The 13133-nt window shown below is 41.8% G+C and carries 10 protein-coding genes; 4 read left to right on the forward strand and 6 right to left on the reverse strand.

Features of this window, described 5'->3' with window-relative positions; genetic code table 11:
• The 4 genes from FCR06_RS23095 to FCR06_RS23110 form a co-directional block, all read right to left on the reverse strand.
• Nucleotides 1–3937 (reverse strand): WD40 repeat domain-containing protein (locus FCR06_RS23095; protein WP_138503894.1); only part of this gene is annotated, 3937 nt, incomplete at its 3' end.
• A gap of 59 nt (nucleotides 3938–3996) precedes the next feature.
• Entirely contained in the window at nucleotides 3997–4185 is a 189-nt protein-coding gene (locus FCR06_RS23100; RefSeq protein ID WP_138503896.1) for a hypothetical protein, read from the reverse strand.
• A complete protein-coding gene (locus FCR06_RS23105) occupies nucleotides 4182–4382 on the reverse strand; it encodes a hypothetical protein (RefSeq protein ID WP_138503898.1) in 201 nt (66 codons plus the stop codon). The genes FCR06_RS23100 and FCR06_RS23105 overlap by 4 nt, the downstream gene beginning before the upstream one ends.
• Before the next feature lie 30 nt (nucleotides 4383–4412).
• The gene (locus FCR06_RS23110) at nucleotides 4413–5759 is read right to left on the reverse strand and encodes an AAA family ATPase (protein ID WP_138503900.1); all 1347 of its coding nucleotides are present in this window, start codon (nucleotides 5757–5759) and stop codon (nucleotides 4413–4415) included.
• A gap of 849 nt (nucleotides 5760–6608) precedes the next feature.
• On the opposite strand from FCR06_RS23110, the gene FCR06_RS23115 reads away from it, so the two are divergent.
• The 3 genes from FCR06_RS23115 to FCR06_RS23125 all read left to right on the forward strand — a co-directional run bounded on the left by FCR06_RS23115 (nucleotide 6609) and on the right by FCR06_RS23125 (nucleotide 9634).
• Nucleotides 6609–6893 (forward strand): HU family DNA-binding protein, encoded by a 285-nt coding sequence (locus FCR06_RS23115; protein WP_015111786.1) that lies wholly within the window; start codon nucleotides 6609–6611, stop codon nucleotides 6891–6893.
• A 23-nt stretch (nucleotides 6894–6916) separates the two neighbouring features.
• The gene (gene cobD, locus FCR06_RS23120; RefSeq protein ID WP_138503901.1) at nucleotides 6917–8101 is read left to right on the forward strand and encodes a threonine-phosphate decarboxylase CobD; all 1185 of its coding nucleotides are present in this window, start codon (nucleotides 6917–6919) and stop codon (nucleotides 8099–8101) included.
• A gap of 78 nt (nucleotides 8102–8179) precedes the next feature.
• Nucleotides 8180–9634, forward strand: a complete 1455-nt coding sequence (locus FCR06_RS23125) for a dihydrolipoyl dehydrogenase family protein (protein WP_138503903.1) — start codon at nucleotides 8180–8182, stop codon at nucleotides 9632–9634.
• A gap of 54 nt (nucleotides 9635–9688) precedes the next feature.
• On the opposite strand, the gene FCR06_RS23130 is transcribed toward FCR06_RS23125, so the two are convergent.
• A complete protein-coding gene (locus tag FCR06_RS23130; protein WP_138503905.1) occupies nucleotides 9689–10411 on the reverse strand; it encodes a diacylglycerol/polyprenol kinase family protein in 723 nt (240 codons plus the stop codon).
• 36 nt (nucleotides 10412–10447) lie between these two features.
• Between FCR06_RS23130 and FCR06_RS23135 the strand changes: the two genes are divergently transcribed.
• Nucleotides 10448–11299 carry an oxygenase MpaB family protein gene (locus FCR06_RS23135; protein ID WP_189523544.1) on the forward strand — a complete coding sequence of 284 codons (852 nt, stop codon included), beginning with the start codon at nucleotides 10448–10450 and terminating at the stop codon, nucleotides 11297–11299.
• Between the two features lie 54 nt (nucleotides 11300–11353).
• Here the strand turns inward: FCR06_RS23135 and FCR06_RS23140 are convergent, their stop codons facing one another.
• Nucleotides 11354–13093, reverse strand: coding sequence for a DUF3685 domain-containing protein (locus tag FCR06_RS23140; RefSeq protein WP_138503907.1), 1740 nt, complete (start codon nucleotides 13091–13093; stop codon nucleotides 11354–11356).
• Nucleotides 13094–13133: the final 40 nt, after the last annotated feature.

Raw genomic sequence — 13133 nt, forward strand, 5'->3', positions numbered from 1 at the left:
AACTGCTATGCCCACTCAGGGTTTTGATGGCTTTGCCTGTGCTCACATCCCAGAGTTTGATGGTCTTGTCAAAACTGCCAGAAGCCAGTGTCTTGCCATCGGGGCTGAAGACGACGCTATAGACCGWACTGCTATGCCCACTCAGGGTTTTGATGGCTTTGCCTGTGCTCACATCCCAGAGTTTGATGGTCTTGTCAAAACTGCCAGAAGCCAGTGTCTTGCCATCGAGGCTGAAGACGACGCTAAAGACCCAACTGCTATGCCCACTCAGGGTTTTGATGGCTTTGCCTGTGCTCACATCCCAGAGTTTGATGGTCTTGTCAGCACTTGCAGAAGCCAGTGTCTTGCCATCGGGGCTGAAGACGAYGCCCCAGACCSAACTGCTATGCCCACTCAGGGTTTTGATGGCTTTGCCTGTGCTCACATCCCAGAGTTTGATGGTCTTGTCAAAACTGCCAGAAGCCAGTGTCTTGCCATCGGGGCTGAAGACGACGCTATAGACCGAACTGCTATGCCCACTCAGGGTTTTGATGGCTTTGCCCGTGCTGACATCCCAGAGTTTGATGGTCTTGTCATTACTGCCAGAAGCCAGTGTCTTGCCATCGGGGCTGAAGACGACGCTAAAGACCGTACTGCTATGCCCTTCTAAGGTATTAACCTCGATCGCTCTATTTTCTTTATACTCTTTTGGCTGCAAATAAACTGCTTGCCTTAACGTTGCCATAGTCCGCATTTGGGTATCTGTGTTTGCCCAAGGCGTTAGTTTTAGTTTTCCCCCGGCTTTTAAGCCTTCTATTAAGGCATCGGGGTTTTGCCCAGAGAAAAAAAACGCGTCTGAAGAATTAGTAAGAGCGTTAATTTCACTAATTGCAGCTTGTTTTCTTTCCTGTTCTGCCCTTTGTGCTGCATTCCACGCTGTAACTGCCAACCCAGCTAAGACCACTCCGGCTGCAAGTGAACCAAAAAGGGCGCGTTTGAGAAACTTATTTAGTTTGGTGTCACTCAGTTTTCTTTGTTCTCGTTCTTTTTCCAGTTCCGCCATTACCTGCTTTAACTTCGGTTCCTGTTGCTGGCGGATAAAAGCGGCGATGTAGTCATGTACCAGTTGATAACGGTCAACCGGATTTTCTGGTAGCAAAACCACTAAGCCAGATTGGACAAAAATCTCTAATATCAAATCTAAGTTGGAAAGGGAGACGGGGAGATGGGGCGATGGGGAGAATTGAGTTTTATCAGCTTCTTTGCTTAATGCGTGCAAATCGCGTTCCAATTCAGCGCGAGTCTTCAGGGGGCGAGTTCCTTTTTCATCCGTGAGCAAATACAGTAATATGTCTGCTGCTTGCTGATTTTCTTGACCACAATCATTAACAACTTCATGCAAATAACGCTTAACCAATTCGTCCTTAGTGCCACGCTGCCGATATTCTGCCAAAGTTGTAATATTCTCTGTTTGCAACTGCGCCCCCATAACCTGCAACTCAATGGGACGCACTTCACCTAATTCTGCGGCTAAATCCAGCACCATTTGCTCGACTAAAGCAGGTTCTAAGCGAAAACTAGTATTTTCAGTTAAACGCTGAATAATTGACTTGGCATCAGCAGGTGAGAAGTTCCCCAACTTGTAAAGCACATTATTACTGAGAATGTCATTGCCAATAATCTTCAGACTGGACAAATCATTGCACTCCAGCAAGTAATGGATGTAATCTACCCGCAGCGATAAGATAACTTTCACCGATAGAACATTCAGACACTCTCCCAGAAACTCAAAGAATTGCTTCCTTTGTGCAGGTTCGGTGTAAACAAAGAAAAATTCTTCAAATTGGTCGAAAATTAGCACTGTGCGGAGGTTGCGCTGTTCGTTTTCTTTAAGTCTGGATATTAAATATTGCGGAGTTCCGAGTTCTGAGGGTGAAAGTTGAGCTTCTGAGGGTGAAAGTTGAGCTTCTGAAGATGAAAGTTGACCTTCTGAGGATGAAAGTTGACCTTCTGAGGGTGAAAGTTGAGCTTCTGAAGATGAAAGTTGACCTTCTAAGGCTGAAAGTTGACCTTCTGAGGCTGAAAGTTGAGCTTCTGAAGATGAAAGTTGACCTTCTAAGGCTGAAAGTTGACCTTCTGAGGCTGAACGTTGACCTTGTGAACTCGAAACTTGAAGTTCCAACTCTCCCCCTGCCCCCTGCCCCCTGCCCCCTGCCTCATCTCTCCCCAAAAGCTTGCCCAACTCTTCCAACCAGTTAGTATAAACCCGAATTATTATCGGCAAATAATCTTGAATACCGATCGCTTTATTCTTTAAAGCTGGCACCAGTCCCGCATTCACCAGGGAACTTTTGCCTACACCCGATTGCCCATGAATTACTATCAGCTTATAATCAGGGCGACCCATGCGTTCAATTAAACGTTCTACATCCAATAGGCGACCAGACGCAGCAATTTCTGGGGCAATATTTCCTTGGGGAGAGTTTGAGCGCAATGTCTCGACAAATGCCTGTTTTGTTGCTTCTAACCTCCCCGCACCAATGAAAGCCCGCAAGCCAAATTGCTGTTCTATGGAACGCCGTTGCTGTTTAATGTTGTATGCTTGGAGATATTTTTTCTGCTCAAAATAAAGCTGCTGTAAAAAACTGAGAATATCCAAATAAAGCCTGACATCTTCTAGGGGATTACCCACATCGCTAGCAGTTTCTAAGCTGAAAGTTGCCTCTGGAATTTGATTTAAATGGTATTGAGAACGACCTAAAATAAATCGATATAAGCTCAAATCTTTTGATTTGAAAACCCTTCCCGGATTATCCGCTAAAACCCCTGAGATATTAGCTGATTCTAGATTGGGAATGTTATCAAAAACTTTTAAGGCTTCTTTAACTAAGTGATCTGCTTTCACCCAGTTATTTTCAGCCAAAGCCACCTCAGCTAAAAAACCATAATCCTTGGCTAATTCTATTGGCTGGTTGTTAGTTTGATGAATTAGTAAAGCTTGTTCTGAAAGACTTTGCAAGGTTTCCCACTTCTGCAAGTCTCGCAAGATATCACCGAACTTAACTACTGAGTTAGCAATTAGCTCTGGACTTCTAAACTGGTTAATAAAATTTATATACTCTTGAACATAATGCCCAGTTGCTTGCCAATCTGGATGATTGATATCTTGATGTTTAAAAGCTTTGAGATAATAACAAAATGCAATTTCACCGAGGATTTTTACCTGTCGTTCTAAATTATTACTTTGCTGCCAAAGCTCTAAAGCTTTGCGATAATGCTGTAGTGCCGAATCTTTGTGATTATTTATCTGTTTGATAAAACCTAATAAAGATTCTAAATTAGCTTGAATTTCTAAATTATAAATATCTGGCTGATTGAGTAAATATCTTTGTGCAGCCTCTAACTCATTTTCCAGTTTAATATATACATCAAGGCTAAAATTTAAGTTATTACTAAACCATTGATTAGCCGTTTCGATAATAAAATCTACTAATTGTTGTGTAGATATATCAAAATTCCTCGTAGTCGCCCAACTCTCTAAATCAGGAGCTAGTTGCATTAGTTGTTTGTAGATTTCATCGTCAATCCACAACACCAAAGGAAAAGCAAAATTCTTGCGAAACTCCTCGCGCACCTGATTAGCAGAAGTCAACATCGCAGTTAAATTCTGCACTGTCTCTAAACCCACAACCATCACACAAGCTGGTAGGTTCTCGCCAAATTCTTCTTGAATTGCAGTATAAAGAGTCCTGTGAGATTGCTGCACCACCAACAGCCGAATTTCCACTTGACAGATTTCTCGCAATCTTTCGATGAGGCGATCGCGCAGTTTGGCATAATTACACCGTGCCAAAATCAGCTTAAATTGTCCCACGGAAGATTCAATCGCCCAAGCTAATTGTTGCAAAGAGCGATCGTTGTTTGCAAGATTACCTTCTACTGGTTGCGAGTCTGTCATAAGCTAATGTAAATCTAGAGTGTATGACGCACACAGAAGAACAATTCAAGACTACAAAATTAAATTTCCTGGCGTTTTAACTCCTGTATCAATACTTGAGTGCGTTTACTAGCTTCTCTAGCTTGTTGCCTGAAATACTTGGCTTGCTGACGGTCACTTAAACAAACTTCAGATGCTTTTCTACTAAATTCAACAGTTTGTTTACTGAGTTCTTGAATACGATTCTTTAACTCTAGGATTGTTTTCATATCTCCTCCTGTTCTGAAATTACAATCTCTAAATTTTCTATCTCTTCATAAAGTCTATCTGCTGTACTGGCTAGTAAGCTAGCGTCCTCAAAATCATTGTTTTCTACGACTTTATCAGAGGCTAAATACAATTCTTCTGTGATTTTGTGCAATTGTGCATAAGCTTTTAACAAAACATTTCTGGTTTCTGGTTTCATAATCTAATTCTTTTTCAGTTCTCTGATTCCTCATTGCAACTCCCTGGCTTCTGCCAAAATGGGGTTAACATCAAACCAAGATTCGCCGCTATCGCGATATTCAAAGACGAAGCGGCTGCGGATTAATTTTTGGTATCCTTGGTCATCGCTGACTTTTTTGTTTTGCTTGACGTGACGCAGCAATTGCCACTCATCATCGGAAATGGGCATCATCATTTCATTCCGACGGGCGCGAACAACTTGGTCTAAAGTATCACGCGTGAGGGGAAGCGCCATTTCGTCCATAATCCAAGTATTCAGGAGTCTGAGCAAGTCGCGCACGTGACCGCCACTCAATCTACATAAGCAGTCTAGGGTGGCAATATTATCAAAAATTTCAGTAATCTTATTCAAGCGCTCATCTGGTTGTAAATCAGGAAAGGCTCTTGCTAGCACCATCTGTTTGATTAGTGCCATTCCCTGTTCGTGAACGCTGCCATCAGGCCATTGTACTGGCACCATCGGCAATACTTTGGGGTCTTCCGGGAATCGCTGGGTCAGCATTCCATAATCATTGGAAAACTTCAACGATAAAGGCATGGTATAAATTAAATGACAATTCAGTTTTGTCAAAAATTCGCCCTGATCGACAAATAGGTATTCCTGCTGCGGACGACCCCAAGCTTTGACACGATTATCGATGCGGTCAAGGTTATCGACAATTACCACCAAACCTTGTTTACCCTGCTGTTTTAGTTTAGCGATCGCAGGTTCCAATAATTCCCGATTAATCGCTTCTAACAAGTTAGTTTTCTGCGGTGCTAGATATTGATTGAGTTTTGCCCGTAACGTTGGGTCACTTTTCATCTTGGTAGTGATTTCACCAATGCCAAAAGCCAGAGACAACTTATCTTTGTCGCTAGTGACACCAACATCAACACCGCCCAGCTTGACTTTTGCCCCTGTGACTTCGGAATTTAAGACCTTCCAAGCACCTTCGAGTAAATCATTAAATCTCGTCGGTTCCGCCAGTGTAATTTTATCTAGACTTTGACTTACACGCCGAGCGATCGCCAGCAGCACATCAGCAATATCGACATCAGTCATTTCCAAGTCTTCGCTAGACTCAAAATAGACCACATGAAAGCCTAATTTTTCCAGTTCTGCTTGTAATCTTAATAATTCCGTCGATTTTCCACAGCCAATATGCCCAGTAAATAGAGTGCAGGTAGCTTCATTCGGCTTGAAAAAAGTAATTTTTTGCTTCAGCTTACCAATAATATCTCCGCCTCGCACCGAAGAAAAATCAATGTAATATTTCACATCTGAAGGATTGTTGACGAACAGGGTTCGACTGGGGTCAGTTGCCAGAAAAAATGCTCGTAAATCTATGGACATGAGGCTGGTAATATGCTTATCTTCTGTAACTTTAGATATCCTTGAACACAAGAATAAAGTTAGTTACAGCATTTCAGGTGAACATTTCGGAGACTTTTCAGTTTAGTTGAGCACAAAGCCTATGAAATTTATTTCGATTTATCTAAAAAGTTAAAAAAATGAGTAAATTTCTAGTAACTGTGCTGTTCGGGCTTGGGTGCAAGAGAAAATTTCTGTTAGGGAATAGTAAGGGGTCTAAGGGATGAGCAGAAAAGTCTGAGCGCCGCAAGCCGACGCTGAGAACTTCACAGCGATGAGGAAGATTAATTTTGTTAAAGCTTCTCGTCTTCTGTTTTGTTAGTCAGGGACACTCGATAAATTTTTATGGCTAACTTGTGGTAATGTCACAAATCGTAATCTCCCGCAGATTTTTACAGCTAAATTGTAGAGGCTTAATAAATGTCTGCCACAAGGTCAAGCGAGGCTATACTAACCTACAAATTAGCTCAAACCCCTAGTATTTTCTCTTCTCATCTGCTCCACTGTCCCAGTTCTTCCTCTTGTGTTCCGTTGATGACTAGGGTTTTCACTAGGTATTTTTTCCTACTTTTTTGAGGGTTTTTAGGGAAACAAGTACCCTAAAACTACAAAAAATCCTGAAATCTATATAAATTAATGGTTTCATCTATCCACATCAGGCTACAACACCTTAGAATGATTCATTGAAAAGTCGAGCCGATGGGATGTACAGGCGTTTTGAGTAAAAATACTCCCAAAGGATGATTTTTGTATTTCTAGAAACAGAGGTTTAATTACTGATGTATGAAAAAGCATCGGTAAAAAATCTCAAGTAAACTTTAGGAGTTTGACATGAACAAAGGTGAATTAGTTGACGCCGTAGCTGAAAAAGCTAGTGTTACCAAGAAACAGGCCGATGCAGTTTTAACTGCTGCACTGGAAACGATTATTGAAGCCGTTTCCTCTGGTGATAAAGTAACGCTGGTGGGATTTGGCTCTTTTGAATCACGGGAACGTAAAGCTCGTGAAGGTCGCAACCCGAAAACAAATGAAAAAATGGAAATTCCCGCGACGAAGGTGCCTGCCTTCTCAGCAGGTAAGCTATTTAGAGAAAGGGTAGCACCCCCAAAATCGTAGGTTCTTCAGGAAACCTTTTTTTGATGCGGCAGCCAGCACACGGGGGAAATTTAGCCTGGGCAGCAGCACTGGCTGGCTGTCCCCCTGATGCTATTCTGGATTTTTCTGCTAGCATCAGCCCGTTGGGACCGCCAAACAGCGCGATCGCTGCGATCATGTCCCAACTTGGTAATATTAAGCACTATCCAGACCCTAACTATAGTGAACTGAGACTAGCTCTCAGTCACTTCCATCAATTGCCGCCTGAGTGGATTCTGCCGGGTAATGGCTCAGCAGAATTACTTACTTTAATAGGTAAAGAATTATCACAATTGGCAGCAACAATTTTAATAACTCCAGCTTTTGGCGACTACTACCGAACCTTAGCAGGGTGTAAGGCTAAAGTGCTGGAGTGTCCTTTGTCATTAGTCATTGGTCAAGAGTCATCGATGATAAGTGCTTTGTCATTAGTTCTTGACAAACAGAGAAGTCGAGCCACTGCGTTCCTGTCGCCCTGCGTCGGAAAGCAAGTGGCGTTGAGCCAAGGCTTCCTTGGGTCGGAACTTCGGGGGCAAAAAACAAAGGACAAAGGATTATTGCTCAATAATCCGCATAACCCGACGGGTAAGCTATTTTCGCGGGACTCGATTTTGCCCTACCTAGAGCAGTTTGCCTTGGTAGTGGTGGATGAAGCGTTTATGGATTTTGTGCCACCCAATGAAGAACAAAGCTTAATTGAGGTGGTACAGGAATATGCAAATTTAGTAATATTGCGATCGCTGACAAAATTTTACAGTCTCCCAGGGCTGCGACTGGGATATGCGATCGCTCACCCTGAGTGTCTAGCTAAATGGCAGCTATGGCGTGACCCCTGGCCTGTAAACACGCTAGCGGCAGCGGCGGCAATTGCGGCACTCCAGGATAGGGAGTTTCAACAGCAAACCTGGGCATGGCTACCACCTGCACGAAACCAACTCTTTGAGGGATTAGTACAAATCCCAGGATTGCAACCCCAAGCAAGCGCTGTTAACTTTTTACTGGTTGAGTCTCAAAAATCTACTTCCCAGTTACAGCAAGAATTACTCAAGCATTATCAGATTTTAATTCGCGATTGCCTTAGCTTTAAAGAACTAGGCGATCGCTTTTTCCGGGTTGCTGTACGTGAAGAATCCGATAACCAACGCTTACTCACAGCTTTAAACCAGTGGGTGCTGGGGACTAGGGACTGAGGACTGGAGACTAGGGAAGAGTTTTTTTAGTACCCACTACCCAATACCCAATGACAAATGACCAATGACAAATGACAAATGACTATTGATTACGATGTCGTAATTATTGGCGGCAGTCTTGCTGGATACTACGCTGCCCTTGCTGCCACGCAGCTAGGTGCTACAGTTGCCTTGGTGCAACCCAAAATAGACTATGGGTTTATTCATCATTATGCTCTAGGCGAAATTGCTAAACTGGGACAAAAATTCAGTGACGCGGCTGGTTATGGTATTCATGCCATACACACTCAGACCTCAGAAGAATGTCATATATCTCTGGCATGGCAGGAAGCGATGGTGTATGCTCAAGCCGTTGTCTCAAATCTTGAAGAACAATATTCTCCCGCTATCCTAGCTGCACTGGGAGTCGATGTCATCGTTGGCACTGGACAATTTCAATCCTCACCTCAACTGGCTTTTATTGTTGATAGTCGCGTACTACGCGCACGCACCTATTTGCTGGCTAATGGCTCGTGTCCAGAAATTCCAGAAATTGAAGGATTAGAAGCTACAGGTTATCTTACCTTAACTAATATTTGGCAATGCTTAAATAAAGTATCGTTACCCAAAAATTGGGTAATTATTGGCGGAATTCCTCAAAGTATTGAAATCGCTCAAACTTTAGCGCGGTTTGGTTGCAGTGTGACGCTGGTAGTCAAGTATCCCTACGTTTTACCTCATATTGACCCGGAGATTGCCACACTACTACAAGCACAGTTGGAAGTCGAAGGTGTGCGTGTCCTCACTGACAAATTAGTGACTCAAGTCAGGCGAATTGATGATAAAAAGTGGCTTCAAGCAGGAGATAAAGCCATTGAAACTGATGAACTTTTAGTGGCGACTGGACAACAGCCAAATCTTGAATCTCTAAATTTAGCAACAGTAGGTGTGAAATGGCATGGACGTAGTTTAGTGGTGAATGATAAATTACAAACCACCAACCACCGTATTTACGCTTGTGGTGATGTAATTGGTGGTTACGACTTTGCTAATATTGCTAATTATGAAGCAAAAATTGCTCTAAAAAATGCGCTCTTTTTCCCAAGATTACGAATAAATTATCGCTGCATTCCTTGGGCGATATTTTCAGTGCCCGTGATGGCGCAAGTGGGTTTGACTGAGACACAGGCAAAACGGCAATTTCGTCGAGATGAAGTTTTAGTTTTGCGACAGTATTTGAAAACAGTGGCAGCAGCGCAACTTAGCGATGAAACCACTGGGATGTATAAATTAATTGTGCTACGCAATGGCGAAATTTTGGGAGCTTCGATATTGGGAGCAAAAGCTGGAGAATTAATTAATTTAATTGCTTTGGCAATGTCCAAAAAAATTAAAGTCAAAGATTTAGCAAATTTCTCTCCTGTCTATCCCAGTTTCTCAGAAATTATCGAACAAGTTACTAGAGAGTGGAGTAAACAAAAGTTAAATAGTAACACTGCTTTGCAAGAGTTTCTAGAAGACTTCTTTCATTTTCGTCGCAATTGGAATTTGTGAATCAGTTATTAGTCATTAGTTATTAAATAGCCAACAGTCAACGGTCAACAGTTATCAATCAGCAACTTCCATTACATGCATCACTACCCAAACTACCCCTGCTGCTACCAATGGTACGCTAAGGTTATCTGTGCCGTGGGGTGAAACGGCTTCAGCTAGGGTTGCAAAAGTAGCAGTTATTATTGCTGTCAATAAAGCCCATCCCAAACTCAAAGGCATCGCTAGGGGGCTAAGAGATGACCCAGGAAGTAGCAACAGCACCAAAAAAATTGCTACTGTACTCGCCACAAACATGGCTGCTGAACCCTCCCAGGAACGTACAGAATTTCCCACCTGGTATTTATGCTCCCCAAAGCGCCTACCGATTAGTGCTGCAAGTGCGTCCCCCCAAGTCATCGCCATTATTCCAGCTACGGCAATTGGGGCGCTATCTACTGGGTCATTTGGTCGCCACAGTAACCCAAACAGTAGCGTTACGGAAATAGCAAAATAAACTGTGCCAGGTGAGCTATCTTGGGTATCCATTGCCCCAATGACTCGATAGCGGTAAAACAGGTAGTTGAGTCCAATAAACGTAGCAAAGGGTATAATTCCAGTTTCCCAGCGATTAAACAACAGCAAGACACCGAAAACCCACATCCCTGCTCCAATATGAATTACCTTGCGAGTCAAATCTGGTTTCACACCAAACAGTCTACGTAGACCCTCACCAATAACCAGTAGACTAGTTGCGTATATATAAGAAACTACCAACCCGATAAAATCATTGTTTGTCATTTGTCATTTGTCTTTGGGCATTAGGAGAAAGCAAAAGTGCATTTTCATCGTTACGATAATCTTCGTCGCATTCAGCAACTCGATCCTGTACAAGACCATTACCAAATTTATCATCTGATGGTTGGCTACGAATTTCCTTGGGATTTGGTGCGATCGCTTGAAGTGGCACTGATGAAAACTTATTGTGTTCCTAGCATCTCTAAATTGCTGGATCAAACAGGTGAATTTCGCAATCGTCCCCAAAAGCGTTATGATGACACGTCAATCATTGTTGTAGAGATTAGCAAGTGGGGTTACGAGAGTGAACGAGGTCGTCAGGCAATTGCAAGGATGAATGCTATCCACGGACGTTTCACAATTACTAATGAAGATTTTCTCTACGTACTTTCTACTTTCATTTACGATCCCATCCGTTGGAATGCTCGGTTTGGCTGGCGGTCAATGTGTGAAAATGAAAAATTAGCGTCTTTTTACTTTTGGCGAGAAGTAGGTAAGCGAATGCATATTCAAAATATTCCTGCAAACTATGAAGAATTTGAACGTTACAACCTTGACTACGAACTCCAACACTTTCGCTATTCGGACACTAATCGTCGAGTTGGTGAAGCAACCCGCGATTTGTTTTTGAGTTGGTTTCCTTGGTGGATGCGATCGCCCCTAAAACCCTTTGTTTACGCTTTACTTGATGAAACAATGTTGGATGCCTTTGGTTTTGAACATCCTTCGCATTTGCTCCGAATTGCTATGGTAAATAGCTTAAAATTACGTGGTCTAATATTACGTTTTTTACCACCCTACCAACAATCTCAATTTTTCAGCGATTCTCCTATCCGCAGTTATCCTGATGGTTATGAAATTGCGAATTTAGGGCCACCAGAAAATAAGTAAAATCTGGTTCACTTTTTTACTAACTTCGGATAAATTTCTATCCTTCTTGAACGTTTACTTACTCCGATCGCTATTTCGTCTAAAATTCTTTTCTCCTAATGAAACACTGCCAATACCTTGGAGAATACCACGACCGATTAAACCTAAACCACGACCAATTACTTGGGTCAAAATAAAGACAATCCCGCTACCTAAAAAAGCTAATAGTGATTTTAAACGCGGTGCGATCGCATCACTAAATTCTAGAATCAGTGTGACTAATAAAGGTATATTAGAAAGTTGTTCTAATTCCTGGTTGCGTGGGGCATAAATTGAAGTTTTGGCTATCCCCCGAGGTGTAATCACAAATATTTCGTAGCGACTTTCAAAAACTGCTTGAGCTTCATTTATATAATTATTAAAACGATATTTCCATGACAATTCATTCCTAAATTTTTCAATCTCTCTTGTAGAAATCAATCTACTTCCATAAAAATTTGTTTTAATAATTTCTACATCTGCCAATGAATTTAGCAGTGGTTGTACTATACCATTTGCTACCTGAATTAATAAATTTTCTAAAATCATTAATGCTTGAGATTTAGCTTCATTGCTGACTGCTGAATATGATATATTATTAATGTAAAACTCTGTTTGAAATAAAAAATAATTATATAATTCCCAAGTTAGCGGAATTTTATTCAGAATTTCTCTTTGGACAACTTCGGTTTGTTGCAGTAATAATTTAACAAGTTCTATATTTTTATTCTGAATTTTAATTAAATAAAATTTTCCAAAGAAATCTGTAATTGCTGCTTGCCATAAATCAATAATTAAAGTATTTTTGATTTCAAATAATTGATTTATTTCAATTTCCGAAGCTCGCAATTCATCTAATTGTTGAGCAAATTTTTGGAGAATTAAGTAAAGTAATTCTCGCTTTTTTTGTTCGCGTAAAATATCAATTTCTAAAGCGATATCTGTAACATTTTCTAAAGAAAATTGAAGTTTAGTAACGCAAGAGGCAAATAAAGCAGATTGTAACGCTGCTGTGGTTAGCAGAGGTGGCGTTTGCGTTTGTTGAATAGCACTACTCGATGAAGTACCTGAAGGCTCATCGGTAGCCAAAATATTTTCTTGTTGTTTTTCTTGTGATAATAGCAGCAACCGATTGAGCAACCAACGAGCCGCTAACAGTTCTCGTTGCTGTCCAGCCAGAATTGCCCGATCTAATATTGGTAGTCCAGGTAGTTGTAATTGTGTTGTTACCGCCGCTAAGGTAGCGTTAATGTAACCAATCCCTGACAAACGTAAATTATTTCGCAGCTTGAACAAAGGCTGGGGGGAGGGGGTAGAGACGCGATTAATCGCGTCTGTAGAAGAGTTATAGTCAAACCAATGGGAACTACCATCTGCAACTTGTCGCATGGTGGTGACTAATTCAGAAACAGGCGTGCCTTTTGGACAGTAGCCATTTACACCAATAGATTTGGCAGCTAATAGTAATCCTTGCTCTTGAACTGAACTGAGGAGCAAAATTGGCAGATTGGGGTACAAGGTTCTCAGTTGGCGACAGAATTGCAATCCTAGCTGCTGACTGTTAAAAGAGCGACCATTACCTAATTCCAAAATCACCAAATTTACTTCGTTAGGGTCTTGTTGGGCGATTTCTGCTAAAATCTGCAAGGCGGCAGTATCAGTTTCTACCACTGCCGTTAGTTGCAGGTCAGCAATTGCTTCTAGAGCTACCCGTAATCCCAAACGAAAAATCGGGTCTTGGTCTACAAGCAGTAATTTCAGAGGGCGATCGCTCATAGTCTGCTCGGTTATACAAGCACTGTTTTTTCCCAATTAA

Origin of the sequence: Nostoc sp. PA-18-2419 (assembly GCF_005869855.1) — a bacterium.
Classification (GTDB): domain Bacteria; phylum Cyanobacteriota; class Cyanobacteriia; order Cyanobacteriales; family Nostocaceae; genus Nostoc.

What these genes read in the sequence shown, in the direction of transcription:
- cobD (WP_138503901.1), top strand. Translation starts at nt 6,917, where the DNA reads ATGCGGCAGCCAGCACACGGGGGAAATTTAGCCTGGGCAGCAGCACTG.
- FCR06_RS23110 (WP_138503900.1), bottom strand. Translation starts at nt 5,759, where the DNA reads ATGTCCATAGATTTACGAGCATTTTTTCTGGCAACTGACCCCAGTCGA.
- FCR06_RS23125 (WP_138503903.1), top strand. Translation starts at nt 8,180, where the DNA reads ATGACTATTGATTACGATGTCGTAATTATTGGCGGCAGTCTTGCTGGA.
- FCR06_RS23100 (WP_138503896.1), bottom strand. Translation starts at nt 4,185, where the DNA reads ATGAAAACAATCCTAGAGTTAAAGAATCGTATTCAAGAACTCAGTAAA.
- FCR06_RS23115 (WP_015111786.1), top strand. Translation starts at nt 6,609, where the DNA reads ATGAACAAAGGTGAATTAGTTGACGCCGTAGCTGAAAAAGCTAGTGTT.
- FCR06_RS23105 (WP_138503898.1), bottom strand. Translation starts at nt 4,382, where the DNA reads ATGAAACCAGAAACCAGAAATGTTTTGTTAAAAGCTTATGCACAATTG.
- FCR06_RS23140 (WP_138503907.1), bottom strand. Translation starts at nt 13,093, where the DNA reads ATGAGCGATCGCCCTCTGAAATTACTGCTTGTAGACCAAGACCCGATT.
- FCR06_RS23130 (WP_138503905.1), bottom strand. Translation starts at nt 10,411, where the DNA reads ATGACAAACAATGATTTTATCGGGTTGGTAGTTTCTTATATATACGCA.